Source organism: Allocatelliglobosispora scoriae, assembly GCF_014204945.1.
GTDB lineage: Bacteria > Actinomycetota > Actinomycetes > Mycobacteriales > Micromonosporaceae > Allocatelliglobosispora > Allocatelliglobosispora scoriae.
In genome coordinates this window covers 159,868-173,108 of sequence record NZ_JACHMN010000001.1, presented here as the reverse complement: position 1 = coordinate 173,108, position 13,241 = coordinate 159,868, and the positions used below count along the sequence as shown (strand labels likewise).

General features: G+C 67.9%; 11 protein-coding genes. 2 read left to right on the top strand and 9 right to left on the bottom strand.

The window, feature by feature from the left end; genetic code table 11:
* Positions 1-6: 6 nt before the first annotated feature.
* From F4553_RS00765 to F4553_RS40470, 3 genes are all read right to left on the bottom strand, one after another.
* On the bottom strand, positions 7-1,299 hold the full coding sequence (locus F4553_RS00765; protein ID WP_184833084.1) for a ricin-type beta-trefoil lectin domain protein: 1,293 nt from the start codon (positions 1,297-1,299) through the stop codon (positions 7-9).
* A 532-nt stretch (positions 1,300-1,831) separates the two neighbouring features.
* Entirely contained in the window at positions 1,832-3,349 is a 1,518-nt protein-coding gene (locus F4553_RS00760) for a non-reducing end alpha-L-arabinofuranosidase family hydrolase (RefSeq protein WP_221469638.1), read from the bottom strand.
* A gap of 429 nt (positions 3,350-3,778) precedes the next feature.
* Positions 3,779-4,039: a hypothetical protein gene (locus tag F4553_RS40470; protein WP_246465788.1), complete on the bottom strand. Its 261-nt coding sequence runs from the start codon at positions 4,037-4,039 to the stop codon at positions 3,779-3,781.
* Between the two features lie 10 nt (positions 4,040-4,049).
* Between F4553_RS40470 and F4553_RS00755 the strand changes: the two genes are divergently transcribed.
* Positions 4,050-6,212, top strand: coding sequence for an RICIN domain-containing protein (locus F4553_RS00755; protein WP_246465787.1), 2,163 nt, complete (start codon positions 4,050-4,052; stop codon positions 6,210-6,212).
* An 84-nt stretch (positions 6,213-6,296) separates the two neighbouring features.
* Here the strand turns inward: F4553_RS00755 and F4553_RS00750 are convergent, their stop codons facing one another.
* The 4 genes from F4553_RS00750 to F4553_RS00735 form a co-directional block, all read right to left on the bottom strand.
* Positions 6,297-7,283: an aldo/keto reductase gene (locus F4553_RS00750; RefSeq protein ID WP_312875051.1), complete on the bottom strand. Its 987-nt coding sequence runs from the start codon at positions 7,281-7,283 to the stop codon at positions 6,297-6,299.
* Between the two features lie 64 nt (positions 7,284-7,347).
* Positions 7,348-7,650, bottom strand: coding sequence for an L-rhamnose mutarotase (locus tag F4553_RS00745; RefSeq protein WP_221469637.1), 303 nt, complete (start codon positions 7,648-7,650; stop codon positions 7,348-7,350).
* A gap of 52 nt (positions 7,651-7,702) precedes the next feature.
* The gene (locus F4553_RS00740) at positions 7,703-8,458 is read right to left on the bottom strand and encodes an SDR family oxidoreductase (protein ID WP_246465786.1); all 756 of its coding nucleotides are present in this window, start codon (positions 8,456-8,458) and stop codon (positions 7,703-7,705) included.
* An 8-nt stretch (positions 8,459-8,466) separates the two neighbouring features.
* Positions 8,467-9,492, bottom strand: a complete 1,026-nt coding sequence (locus F4553_RS00735; protein ID WP_184830822.1) for a zinc-dependent alcohol dehydrogenase — start codon at positions 9,490-9,492, stop codon at positions 8,467-8,469.
* Between the two features lie 244 nt (positions 9,493-9,736).
* Between F4553_RS00735 and F4553_RS00730 the strand changes: the two genes are divergently transcribed.
* Positions 9,737-10,627 carry an amidohydrolase family protein gene (locus tag F4553_RS00730; RefSeq protein WP_184830820.1) on the top strand — a complete coding sequence of 297 codons (891 nt, stop codon included), beginning with the start codon at positions 9,737-9,739 and terminating at the stop codon, positions 10,625-10,627.
* A gap of 348 nt (positions 10,628-10,975) precedes the next feature.
* On the opposite strand, the gene F4553_RS00725 is transcribed toward F4553_RS00730, so the two are convergent.
* Together F4553_RS00725 and F4553_RS00720 are read right to left on the bottom strand one after the other, a co-directional pair.
* Complete coding sequence (locus F4553_RS00725) at positions 10,976-11,734, bottom strand: FadR/GntR family transcriptional regulator (protein ID WP_184830818.1); 759 nt, start codon at positions 11,732-11,734, stop codon at positions 10,976-10,978.
* A 357-nt stretch (positions 11,735-12,091) separates the two neighbouring features.
* The gene (locus tag F4553_RS00720; protein ID WP_184830816.1) at positions 12,092-13,240 is read right to left on the bottom strand and encodes a mandelate racemase/muconate lactonizing enzyme family protein; all 1,149 of its coding nucleotides are present in this window, start codon (positions 13,238-13,240) and stop codon (positions 12,092-12,094) included.
* Position 13,241: the final 1 nt, after the last annotated feature.

Genomic DNA, 13,241 nt, shown 5'->3' with positions numbered 1-13,241 from the left:
ACGCGGTCAGTTGCGCAGGGTCCATTGCTGGTTGGCGCCGCCGTGGCAGCTCCACAGCTGGATCTTCGTCCCGTTGGCGGTCCCGTTGCCGCTGACGTCGACGCAGAGTGCCGAGTGGACCCCGGTGATCGTGCCGTTGGAGTTGAGATTCCACTGCTGGTTGTTCTGACCGTTGCAGTCCCAGATGACGACTGCGGTGCCGTTGGCCGTGCCGCGTCCACTGGCGTCCAGGCACTTGTTGCCGTACACCATCAGCTGCTTGGCGCTGGTGTAGGTCCAGCGCTGGTTGGTCCCGCCGTGGCAGTCCCACAACTGCGCCTGGGTGCCGTTCGCCGTCGAGGAACCGGGTACGTCGACGCAGCGGCCCGACTGCTGGCCCACCATCAGCACGTTCGACTGGCCAGGTGCGGGGCTGCTCGGCGGCGGCGAGCTCGGTGGCGGGGTGGATCCGAACTGGGACAGGAACCGCCAGGCCTCCCCCTTGCTCCAGGTCCTGGTGCCGTCCTCGCAGCCCGAGCATCCGTCCACCGGCGCCGGCCCGTGGCCCCCGTCGAAGGCGGCCCACTGCACCGGGTAGCCGGCGCGGCAGGAGTACGTGGTGGTGATGTGCCTGCCGCTGCCCGCAGCCGGTTCGGGAGCGTTCTGCGCTGCGCAGCCGTTGTTGCGCAGGAACGTGTCGCGCAGCGACCGCCCCGACCCGATGTTCAGCACGTTGTCGGAGATGCCGTGGATGCCGAAGTAGGCGATGGGCTGGATGCCGCCGCTGCAGCCGGACAACTGCGCGCCCGAGTAGACCACGACGGCCCGGAAGACGGACGCCCGAGCGCAGGCGACGGCATAGCTCATCCCACCGCCGTAGCTGAACCCCATGGCGAACAGCTGCGTCGTGTCGACGCACAGGTCGCTCTCGATCATCCGGACCATGTCGTCGGTGAAGGTGATGTCCTGACCGTTGCTGTTGGCCCAGCCGTTGCCGATGCCTTGCGGAGCGACCAGGACCGCGCTGTTGCTCGACTGTTCCTGCATGCCGTAGTAGGACCAGGTGGTCCCGCTGGTCCCGCCCGAGGCGACATCGTTCATGGTGCCTCCCCGCCAGTGGTAGGCGAAGATCAACCGGTAGGGACGGGTGTTGGTGTAGCCGTCGGGAATCCGCAGGATGAAACTGCGGTTCTGGCCGCCGCTCTGGATCGTGTACGAGCCGCTGCGCAGCGTCGGGGCCTTGCCGCAGCCTGCGGTCGTTCCGGCGAACGCCGACGGGGCGGTCAACGCGGTTGCCGCGATGGCCCCCGCCACGACCATGGTGACTGCACCGAGTGCGGCCAGCCAGCGGGGAACGAGGCGGCGAGCATGGATGGTTGTCACAGCACTTCTCCTTGCTTGGGAGCGAGAGGCTGCGCCGTGGAGTGCGACAGGTCGACCGACCAGGACACTCCCGCGGTGCAGCCCGACCGCCGCACCCCCGGGCAGGGGAGACGGATCGTCGGTGTGTCAGCAGGTGGAGCTGGTTCACGTGATCAGATCCGGGCGCCAGGGCAGGTTTGTGGTCGCCGAGGAGTTCGGATCGCAGCCCTGGTGCACGTAGCGCGTGGGGACTGCGCTGGGACAGTGCAACGTTAACGACATATTACGTCACATGTCAACGATTAGCGTCGATCTGGCGTCACGCAGAGGCGTCAGATCTATTTGTAGTGCTAGACGCCGAATACAGGCTTACCGGATCGGCATCAACGCCCAGATGATGACCGGGACTTGGCACGAAATATGCCGCTGTCATAGTACGTCATATGACACGGCGGGCTCGGCGTTGCGCCGAGCCCGCCGCTCCAGGATGTCAGCGCTGTCGGGTGAGCAGGCCGGGTCGGTAGGGCAGCAGGCCGTAGTCGCCGCCGGAGTTGGTGGCGCGGCCCTGGTAGAGGAGTTGGAGGTTGCAGGGGTCGATGGTCATGGTCTGGTCGGCGGTGGTGCGGATGAGTTCGCCGTGGCTGATGTCGTTGGTCCAGGTGGCGCCGCTGTTGGCTTTGCCCGCGAAGGGGTTGCTCTCGGTGGCGGCGTTGGGGGTCCAGGTGCCGCCGAGGCTGGTGGCGGTGAAGGATCGGAAGTAGCGGCCGTTGGCGCCGATCGCTTCGACGATCATCAGGTACTGGTTCTGGCCGGCGACCTTGTAGACCTGGGGTGCTTCGAACAGGTTGTTGGTGGTGTCGGTCATGATGGTGGTGTAGGTGGAGCCGAAGTTGCCGGGGAAGTTCCCGATGGGCATGCTGGCGCGGTAGATCTTGCCGTTGTCGCCGGCGAAGAACAGGTACATGGTGGTGCCGTCGCCGATGACGGTCTGGTCGATAGGGCCGGTACCGGAGCCGGTGATGCTCCCGGAGAACAGCGGCTGCGCAGCGGACCACCCGTTGGCGTTGGTCGGGTCGCTGGAGGTGCGGTACGAGAACGCCGTGGCTCCCCACTGGTAGGTCAGGACCCAGATGTTCTTCGGCGCGAAGTAGAACAGGGTGGGTGCCACGGTGCCGGACGACATACCGTTCTGGCTCGCCGACGCCATGTCGGACCAGTTCGTGAACAGACCGAAGTTCATCGACCCCCACGACGACCCGAAATCATGCGTGGTCGCGTAGACGAGCTGGCGGCCGTTGTACGGGACCGTCGTGAAGTCCTTCAACGACACCCACCCCGACTTCGGCGTCGCCAGCGAACCCGTCGACGTCCACCGGTACGACGACGGCAGGGTGCACGGGCCGGACGTCTGTGTCGGCGTCGGCGTGGGTGAAGGATTGGTCCCGCCGATGCGGACGAACTGCCATTGCTGGTTGGCGCCGCCCCAGTCGTCGTACTGGACGATGTTGGCGTTGTCCGCCGTGGAGGCGCCCTGGACTTCGAGGGCCTTGTTGCTGTGGCGGCTGATGAGCCGGACGTAGCCGTCGGCGGAGTCGGCGAGGCGCCACTGCTGGTTGTTGCTGTTGTTGTCGGTCCACTGGACGATGGCGCCACCGTTGGCGGTGGAGAAGTTGTAGACGTCGAGGACCTTGCCGGAGAGGCGGGATTTGACGCGGTAGTAGCCGCCGCCGGAGTCGACGAACTGCCACTGCTGCTGATTGCCGTCGTTGCGGGACCACTGGGTGATTCGCGCGCCGTCATTGGTGGCCAGGTTGTACACGTCCAAGGCCTTGCCGCTGTTCCGGTTCACCAGCACATACCAGGCGCTGGGGTCGACCGTGGCCGCCGACGCCGACGTCGCGGTCAGCGCGACCATCGCGCCGGCTGCTACCACTGCTGCGATCACGGCGGCCAGTCCGGCCCGCCAACCATGGCGCCACCTCGCGGTGCGCACAGGCCTAACAGGCATGGCAACTCTCCTTTCAGTCGTCAGGAACGTCGACAGGACGGCGCGCCGCATCGGCGGGGACGCTGGCGCGAACAACGGTCCTAGCACCCACGCCGCAAATGTTAACGTTCACATTTGCGGGTGATGACGATCCGTGCCGGGATATGGGGGTGTGTGGCGATACTGTGACCGACCGCCGCGATACCCGTCAACATGTATCGGGAATGTTTCGGGAAGGTCCTATGTGACATGTCGACTCGCCGGAAGGGTTCCAGCCAATCGAGCGATATCACCCTTCGGAGAACGAAGCGCTTGGGCCTACCAGATCATATAGACAGATTCCCAGGATTGCTATGACGTCATACATGTGATGTGATGCTGGCCGTCGGTTAAGGCCGCGTTTCCACCTGATGAATCGCTCAGTCAACGTCTGCCTGCCGGGGTGTCCGGCTACGGCTGGCAGCTCATCTCCAGGAAGGACGCCATCGTGACCCCTGCTCCACGAACCGCACCCCGGCGAACATCCCGCCCGATCACCACCGTCGCCAGGTATGCCGCCGCGATGCTCGTCGCGGTGTCCGCTGTCGCCGCAACGCCCGCCGCAGCTGCCGTCATGACGACGCTGTACGCCTCGTCGACCGGATCCGGAACCGCCTGCTCGTCGGCCCAGCCCTGTTCGCTGAGCCAGGCCCAGGCATCCGTCAGGGCCATCGCGCCCTCGATGACCGGCGACATCGTGGTGCAGGTCGCGGCGGGAACCTACTCGCTCGGCTCCCCGCTCACGTTCACCCAGGCCGACTCCGGCGCCAACGGCTACACCGTGTACTGGCAGGCGGCGACGGGAACTCGCCCCATCATCTCCGGTGGGCAGCGGGTGACCGGCTGGACGGTCGCGGACTCCGCCCAGAACATCTGGCGGGCGAGCGCGAGCGGTGCCTTCGACACCCGCCAGCTCTATGTCAACGGCCGCATCGCCACGCGTGCCCGCACGCAGGTCAACCGCGCCGACTTCACCGCCACGACCACCGGCCTCACCTTCACCAACGGCTCGCTGTCGTACTTGAACAACCTCGCCAACGAGAACCGCATCGAGCTCGAGTCGGTCAACTCGTTCACCGACCGCTATGTGCCGGTGCAGTCGATAAACAACAACGTCATCGCGATGGAGCAGCCCGCTTGGAGCAACAACACCTGGGGCTACGACACGCTCAACCGCCCCTTCCACAGCGGGCCGATGTATTTGGTGAACGCCCGCGAGTTCCTCGACGCGGCGGGTGAGTGGTACCTCGACACCGCTGCCGGCGTGCTGTACTACAAGCCGCTGAGCGGCGAGAACATGACGACGGCCGACATTGAGCTACCTCGGCTGGAGTCGCTGCTGAGGGTCGGCGGGACCTACTCGGCACCCGCCCACCACATCGCCTTCTCCGGTCTGCAGTTCTCCCACACGAGCTGGCTGCAGCCCAACACCGAGCAGGGCTACGCCGACCAGCAGACCGGTGCCTACATCTACGGCACGTGGTCCCGGCCGTCCGATTGGCTCTCGTCCTGCCAGTCCGGCTGCCCGGCCTTCGAGGCGGCCCGGCCGCACTGGCGCCAGATGCCCGCGGCGGTGCAGGTATCGGCGGCCAACGCCATCCGGTTCACCAACAACAGGTTCACCAACCTCGGCCAGGTCGGTCTCGGCATCGGCAACGACGCCAACGCGAACGCCACCGGCGTCGGGCTCGGCGCGAGCGACATCGACGTGATCGGGAACGTGTTCGAGCAGATCGCGGCCGGTGCCGTCATCGCGGGCGGCGTACAGGCCGACGCGCACCATCCCAGCGACACCCGGATGGTCAACAGGGACATCGTCTACAGCAACAACACCGTCTTCGACGTCGCCATCGACTACCGCAGCCACGTCGGTCTGCTCATGACCTACCTGGCCGACTCGGCGATGTCGAACAACGAGGTCTACAACCTGCCCTACACCGGCATCTCGATCGGCTACGGCTGGGGCGCGAACGACGCGGGTGGCAGCCAGGACTACACCGACCGCGGCCTCTACAGCTACCAGCCGAAATACACCACCGCGACCATCGCGAAGAACTACCGGGTCCAGGCCAACTACGTCCACGACGTGATGCGGCAGATGACCGACGGGGCGGCGTTCTACAGCCTGTCCGCACTGCCCGGCACGACGATCAATCAGAACTACTTCCGCAACACCAACGGGTGGCTCGGCCTGTACTTCGACGAGGGCGCCCGGTACCAGTCCGCCACCAACAACGTCTTCGACAACATCGGGCAGTGGGCCTACGGGCAGCACTGGGCCAACAACAACACCGGCAACCTCACCCTCACCAACAACTGGACCACCAGCACCAACACCAACATCACCTCCGGCTCCCGAAACAACACCAACACCGGCACAGTGGTCGTCACCGGCGGGAACTGGCCGACGGCCGCGCGGACCGTCATGACCGCCGCCGGTCCGCAGTCCTCCACCCAGCAACCCGTCACCATCGTCGGCGGCCCGTCGGGCCGGTGCATCGAGGTGCCGAACTCCAGCACCGCCAACGGCCTCCAGGTGCAGCTGTGGGACTGCAACGGCGCTTCCGGCCAGTCCTGGACCTACACCAGCGCCAAGCAGCTGATGGTCTACGGCAACAAGTGCCTCGACGCCACCGGTCAGGGCACGGCCAACGGCACCACCGCGGTCATCTGGGACTGCAACGGCCAGGCGAACCAGCAGTGGAACGTCAACTCCAACGGCACGATCACCGGGGTGCAGTCGGGTCTGTGTGTGGACGCGAGCGCCTACGGCACTGCGAACGGCACGAAGATCCACCTCTGGTCCTGTCATGGTGGCACGAACCAGCAGTGGAGCCTGCGGTAGGTGATCGGGCCGGCGGCACCGCCGCCTCGGCAGCAGTCGGCGAGGGCTACGCCGGCTGCTGCCGAGTTGCCGACCCGGCCGTCGCTACGGCGTCGACACCGGCCGCATCGCCCGCCAGAGGGCGGCCGGCACGTACGACCGGCTGCCGCTCACTGCGGCTTCGACGTGCTCGGCGGAGCCCATGCCCGTGACGACGCTGGCAACGGCCGGGTGCAGCAAGGGAAACTGCAGGGCCGCGGCGGGCAGCTGCACGCCGTGCGCCCGACAGGTTTCCGCCAACCGGCGAGCGCGCTGGAGCACCGGGTCCGATGCCGGGCCGTAGTCGTAGTGGGCGCTGCTGGGCGGCCACGGCCTTGCCAGAATGCCCGAATTGAACGGTGCCGCGGCGACGACCGCCACCCCGCGTCCGGCGCACTCGTCCAGCAGTTGCTCGCCTGCCCGGTCGAGCAGGGTGTACCGACCGGCCAGCATGACGACGTCGAGATCGGTTTCGCGGACCATTCGCAGCGGGGCCTGCCATTGGTTCATCCCGACGCCGACCGCACCGATCACGCCCTGATCACGCAGCGCGATCAAGGCGGGGATGGCGTGCCCGATGGCGTCGTCGACGGCGTGGTCGGGGTCATGGACATAGACGATGTCGATACGGTCGACGCCGAGCCGGGTCAGGCTGTCGTGCAGGCTGCGTTTCACTCCGTCGGCGCTGAAGTCCCATACCCGCGCCAGGTCGTCGGGGACGTCGAAGCCGCCGGCGGCGAGATCGGAGCCGGTCGGCGCGGGATTCGGGCGCAGCAATCGTCCGACCTTGGTGGACAGGACGTACTCGTCGCGGGGGTAGGGCCGCAGCGCGCTGCCCAGACGTCGCTCGGACAGCCCGAGCCCGTAATGGGGCGCGGTGTCGAACAGGCGTATCCCCGCATGCCAGGCAGCGCTGACGGCACGCGCCGCGTCGCCATCCGGCCTGGCGTAATTCAGGTTGCCGATGCCGGAGGCGCCGAAACCCAGGGTGGTGACGTCCAGCCCGGTGCGCCCCAGCGGCCGGGCGGGCATTCTGCGTACGGGTGGTGTCACGGGGAACTCCCATGATCGACGTGGCATGGAGGCGGTCTCTCGGGCGGATCGGCGTGAACGCCGGCTACGGCAGCCGCCACACCAGGGGCAGCGGTCCGCGCTGGGACGCCTCCATGTCAAGCAGCGGATGAATGACCTCGTGCCAGCGTCGAGTCAGCTCCAGCTTCGCCATCGCCGACTCCATCCCCGCCCAGTCGTCGCACACCACCGTGTGGAACAGATCCAGCCCGTCGCGCCAGATGTGCCAGGAGTGGACCCCGCTGTCGCGCAACGCCTGTTCGTGCTGCGGCGCCAGTACCGCGTGGATGCGCTCGTACTCCGCTTCGAGCCCGGGCTTGAGCCGGGTGTGCAGACCGATCACCTGCATGATGCTCCTCGATGGTCAGTGTGGTGAGTCATGGGGAACAGGGGGCGGTGGCCTATCGGCCCAGCCAGCCACCGTCGACGGGGATGAGCGTGCCGTGCACGTAGTTCGAGGCGGGTGATGCCAGGAACACGGCCACTCCCCCGAGATCGGCCGGTGTGCCCCAGCGTCCGGCCGGAATGCGGTCGACGATGGCGGCGTTGCGCTGGGGGTCCTCACGCAGCGCCCGATTGTTGTCGGTGGCGATGTAGCCGGGGACGATGGCGTTCACGTTGACCCCGTGCACGGCCCATTCGTTGGCGAGCGCCTTGGTCAGTCCGGCGATGCCGGATTTCGCGGCGGCGTAGCCCGGCACCGTGATCCCGCCCTGGAAGCTGAGCAGAGACGCGGTGAAGATGATCTTTCCAGCACGCCGGGCCAGCATCGCGCGGCCGACCTCGCGGGCAAGGATGAACTGCGCGGTGAGGTCGACCGCCAGGACGTGGTCCCAGTCCTCATCGCTGTGCTCGGCGGCCGGCGCTCGGGCGATGGTGCCGGCGTTGTTGACCAGGATGTCGATGGGGCGCTGCTGTGTGGTCAGCTCAGCGGCCAGGGCCGCCACCGCCTCACGCCGAGCGAAGTCCACGGCTCGCACGTCGCAGCGCCTGCCCTTGGCCCTCACCCTGCGGGCCACCTCGCTGCCTTCGGGCTCGAGCTGGGCGCTGACGGCGATGATGTCGGCGCCCGCGGCGGCGAGCGCGGTGGCGATGGCCAAACCGATACCGCGTCGCGCGCCGGTGACGACGGCGAGCCTGCCGCTGAGGTCGAACATCGCGGCGCTCATGGGCGGCCCGCGCAATCGAGCAGAACCTTCATCACACCCGCGCCGGATTCGAGAGCGGCAAACGCCTCGTCAACCCGGTGCAGCGGCTCCACCCGGCTGATCAGGTCTGCGGCCGGGATCTCACCAGCGGCCACCAGCTCGACGGCGGTCGCCATGTCGTACGGGCTGTAGAGGCGCGCGCCGAGCATCGTCAGCTCACGCCAGAAGAAGCGGTGCAGGTTGACTTCACGCGGAGCGGAGTGGATCGCCACCATCACCAGGCGCCCGCGGGGCGCCAGGGCGTCCACGGCCGTGGAGACTCCTGCGGCCGCGCCGGACACCTCGAAGGCGACGGCGGCCCCCTCGCCGCCGGTCCATTCCTGGATCATCTCGATCGCGTCGCGGGCGGTCGGGTCCGCGGTGGCGAAGCCGAGCCGGTCGGCGACCGCCAGCCGCTGTCGGCTGGGCTCCAGGATCAAGACCTGGGCTCCGGTACGCCGTGCGACCACCGCGATGAGGAGGCCGACCGGGCCGCCGCCGACCACGACGGCGTGCTCGCCATCGGTGAGACCGCTGCGTCGCACGTCGTGCACGGCCACCGCGGTCGGCTCGGCGAGCGCGGCGTGGGCGAGATCGAGGTCTGCCGGCAGGCGTACCAGCGCTCGTGCGGGCACATTCCAGCGCTGCTGCATGGAGCCGGCGCTGTCGATGCCGATGAAGGTGAGCCGGGGACAGACGTGTCCGTGTCCGGCCCGGCAGGTCGCGCAGGCGCCGCAGTTCAGCACGGGGAGCACGGTGACGGGATCGCCGAACGCCCAGCCGTCCACCCCGGCACCGAGGCGTGCCACAGTCCCCGACATCTCGTGTCCGATGACGGCCGGAACCGCGACTCGGCCGTCCATGTCACCGTGCAGGATGTGCAGGTCGGTGCCGCAGATTCCGGTGAACGCGACGTCGATCTGCACCTCCCCGGCGGCGGGCGGCGTCTCCGGTACGTCCCGGACCCGCAGTCTGCGATCGCCCTCGTATATGGCCTGGTGCATGACTGTCCTCTCGTGAGCACGGCATCCGCGTCGCCCGTCGTGACTACGCCTCCGAACCGGTTGGTCGCGTTCGTGCCGACAGGTTCGAGCCAAGATATGACATCATATGTTTCGCGTGATGACAACGGGTCGACGGCAACTCGCCCGAACGCCTCGGTCCGCAGCGGCAGACGCCCGGGCGCGGGCCGGACGGCGCCGCGGCTCGCCGTCCCGAACGAACCCTTTACCGATGGGAGCAGCGCTTATGACCCGACCTCCGACCAACACGATCGTTGACGCGCATCTTCACGTCTGGGACCCCGCACGTGGCGTCTATCCCTGGCTCGGACCGGCTCTGGCGCCGGTGAACCGGACGATGGCGCTCCCCGAGGTGCTGCCCGAGCTCGGCAGCCACGGGGTCGGCGCGGTCGTGCTGGTGCAGTCGGCCGACAGCGATTTCGACACCGACCTGATGTTCGAAACCGCGAGGTCCCACCGCCAGGTCGTCGGCGTCGTCGGCTGGGTCCCTCTGGACCAGCCTGTCGCCGCCGCAGAGAGGTTGGCGCGGTTGCGCGACGAGCCACTGTTCGCGGGCGTGCGCAACCTCATCCACGAGCAGCCCGATCCTCAATGGATCCTGCGCCGCGACGTGGACGCGGGCCTCGACCTGCTCGAGCAGGACGGGGTACCGTTCGATTTCGTGGCGGCTGGGCCCCTGGCCCTGGCCACCGCCGCCGAGGTGGCACGGCGCCACCCCGGACTGCGCCTGATCCTGGACCACCTGGGGGCGCCTCCCCTGGACACCGAACCCGGGCAGGCCCAACCGTGGCTGAGGTCGCTGGCGGTCCTCGCCGGGCACCCTCAGGTCTACGTCAAGATCTCGGGCCTCTACCTGCGGTCCGACTCGGACGGCAACGGGATGAGGCGGGCCCGTGCGTACATCGGCGAGGCGCTGGAACTCTTCGGCCCACGCCGGATGATGTACGGCGGTGACTGGCCGATCTGTCTTCTCCACGAACCGTACGGTCGGACGCTGGACATCATCCGGCACGGCCTGCCGGACCTCGCCGACGCCGATCGCGACCACATCCTCGCCGGCACCGCCACCCGGGCCTACCGCATCGACCCCCAGCGTCTGGCCTCGGCGACCGCCTGATGCCCGGGCCCGGCATCGCCCATCGCGATGCCGGGCCCGGGAAGGCTCACACCCTGCGCAGGCACCGCCGCCAGCTCGCCCAGACCCTGTTGCGCCGGATGCCCAGTCCGGCAAGCAGGACACCGACCCGCATGCGGCGGTACGGGCCGACGTCAATCAGAGGTGCCAGGCCACCGACGAATCGGCGCATGGCAGCGGTGCCCAAGCCGTTCATCGAGATCGATGGCGACCGGGGCGAATGCCTTGGTACACAACATCATACGTATGACGTCATGGCAAGACCCACGCGAATCGTTTGACAGTACGTGTTGCGACTGTCGCCACCCGTCGGCGCGGCCTGCGCCCTAGTCAGCCCTTCGGACGGCGGCGGGATGCCGACGTAGAAGCGTCCGCATCCAGAACCGGTCGACGCCGGCTCCACGACCCGGAGATGTGGGCGCGCATGGCGGCTGCGGCGGCCGCGGCGTCTCTGGCCATGATCGCATCATGGATGGCTTGGTGCTCGTCCAACGTTCGACGCATGACCGCTTCGTTGTACTCGCCGTGGTAGCGCATGCTCTCGCGTGCCTTGTCATGGATGCTGTTCACGATCGCACGCCCGAGGCGGTTGCGCGATGCGGCCATGACCATGTCATGAAAGTGTGCGTCCGCAGCGGCGAACGCCGGCACATTATTGATCTTCGAACGCATGAGCTCGAAAGCTGCACTGATGCGCAGCTTGTCTTCACCGGTGTGCGATGAGGCCGCAGCAGCGGCCATGTCGGCCTCGAGCGCGGTGCGGGTGGCGACGAGCTCGTCCAGGAATGAGAGGTTGGCATCGTGGGCGATGATGGCGGTGAGCACGATGTCGTCCAGCAGGTTCCACTGGCGGGAATCGGTCACCTGGGTGCCGCGACCGTGTTCGATGCGGACCAGACCCTTCTCCTGGACCACCTTGATGGACTCGCGGATCACCGTGCGGCTGACCCCGAATTGGTCGCACAGGTCCGCCTCGGGCGGCAGAGTCGCGCCTGGGACCAGCACGCCGCGCACGATGTCGTTGACGATCTGCTGCACGACGTTGACGCCCAGTTTGGCACCGCGGGCCCGGGGCGGCGCAGCGTCCACGGCTGATGCGTTAGGTATGCCGAACGGATCAGCCACAACCTGCCGCGTCAATGTGCCCCCCTGGCATTGGGCGTCGGGTCGCCGGAACCGACACAGGTGATTGCATGGCACACCGCCATGACATCACTTATAAGATGTCATATGTCACGGTCACGTGCCAAGCATCTGTGCGAATTCTCGCACAGAAATTGTTATGGACGGGCATCCGGTTTGGTCGCAGGGCTCGATGCGCGCGTACCTCTACGCGCGCACGCCGACGAGTCAGGCCGCTTGGCGCCGAGCCCGCTGCCGGAGCGCGCGGGTGCGGCGGCCTCGGCCTGCCGCACCCGCGCGCTCCGGGTCCCCCGGCGGTACAGATCAGCCGACGGCTGCCACCAATCGCTGACCGGCCCGCTCCGGTCGGACACCCGGGCCGTCGAAGGACACCGTGGTGGGCCGGAGTTCGCAGGCGGCGATCGCTACCTCATCGACGCGGATTCCCAGGCCGGCCGAGTCACCGAGGATGAAGGCCCCGTTCTCGATCCGCAGGTCGACGTCGATGCCGACCGGCGGGTGTAGGACCTGGAGCTCGCTGGCGGTGTGGTTGGGCACCGATGTCGCCGCGTGCAGAAGGCCGACCGGGTTGGTGCCGATCGGGCTGACCGGCAGGTCGTGAGCATGGGCCAGCGTGGCGACACGGAGGAAGTGGGTGACGCCCCACACCGATGCCGTCTGCACGATGTCCAGTGCACCGGCCGCCAGCAGCGGGCGGAACTGCTCCAGCCCGCTGAGGTTCTCGCCGCTGGCGACCGCGGCCCGAATGCCGCGGCCGACGGTGGCCAGCCCTTCGGCGTCCCACCGCCGCACAGGCTCCTCGACCCAGATCAGATCCAGGGTGCGCTCGAGTTCGGCGACGTAGCGAACAGCCTGCTTGCGGCTCCAGCACTCGTTCGCGTCGAGCATCAGCCCGGGCCTCGATCCACCGCCGGCCTCGGTGAGCACGTCGCGCACCAGGGTCAGGCGGTGCCGGTCGCGTTCGACGTCGAGACCGCCCTTGAGCTTCGCCGCTCCCATGCCCCGATCCGCGTACGCCGTGTAGGTGGCGACCAGTTCCTCATCGTCGAGATCGATGTCGAGACCGGAGGCGTACGCGGGCACCACTCGGTCGCGTCCGCCCAGCATGCGCCACAGGGGCTCCCCTGCCGCCTGGGCCTTGATGTCCCACAGCGCGGTGTCGAACGCACCGATGGTCCCGAAGATGGTTCCCGCGTGCCCGGCTTTGAACGTCTGCCGCAGCATCCGGTCGTAGAGCGCGCTCACGCCTCGTGGATCCTCACCGTCGATCGCGGCGAAGACCGTGTCCAGTTCCACGTGCGGGCCCATGCCGACACCGGTGATGCCCTCGTCGGTCGTCACCAGGACGATCGGCACGTCGGTGATCCCGTCGGCGAAGACGCCGTTGGCGTCCCCGACGGGACGGCCCCACTCCTGCACGGTGTTCAGCGCACGGTAGCCAGTGATCCGCATG

Bases quoted from the DNA above. Each gene is read 5' to 3' on its own strand.
- F4553_RS00765 (WP_184833084.1), bottom strand. From the start codon at position 1,299: ATGGTCGTGGCGGGGGCCATCGCGGCAACCGCGTTGACCGCCCCGTCG.
- F4553_RS00760 (WP_221469638.1), bottom strand. From the start codon at position 3,349: ATGCCTGTTAGGCCTGTGCGCACCGCGAGGTGGCGCCATGGTTGGCGG.
- F4553_RS40470 (WP_246465788.1), bottom strand. From the start codon at position 4,039: ATGGCCCTGACGGATGCCTGGGCCTGGCTCAGCGAACAGGGCTGGGCC.
- F4553_RS00755 (WP_246465787.1), top strand. From the start codon at position 4,050: ATGACCGGCGACATCGTGGTGCAGGTCGCGGCGGGAACCTACTCGCTC.
- F4553_RS00745 (WP_221469637.1), bottom strand. From the start codon at position 7,650: ATGCAGGTGATCGGTCTGCACACCCGGCTCAAGCCCGGGCTCGAAGCG.
- F4553_RS00740 (WP_246465786.1), bottom strand. From the start codon at position 8,458: ATGTTCGACCTCAGCGGCAGGCTCGCCGTCGTCACCGGCGCGCGACGC.
- F4553_RS00735 (WP_184830822.1), bottom strand. From the start codon at position 9,492: ATGCACCAGGCCATATACGAGGGCGATCGCAGACTGCGGGTCCGGGAC.
- F4553_RS00730 (WP_184830820.1), top strand. From the start codon at position 9,737: ATGACCCGACCTCCGACCAACACGATCGTTGACGCGCATCTTCACGTC.
- F4553_RS00720 (WP_184830816.1), bottom strand. From the start codon at position 13,240: ATGCGGATCACTGGCTACCGTGCGCTGAACACCGTGCAGGAGTGGGGC.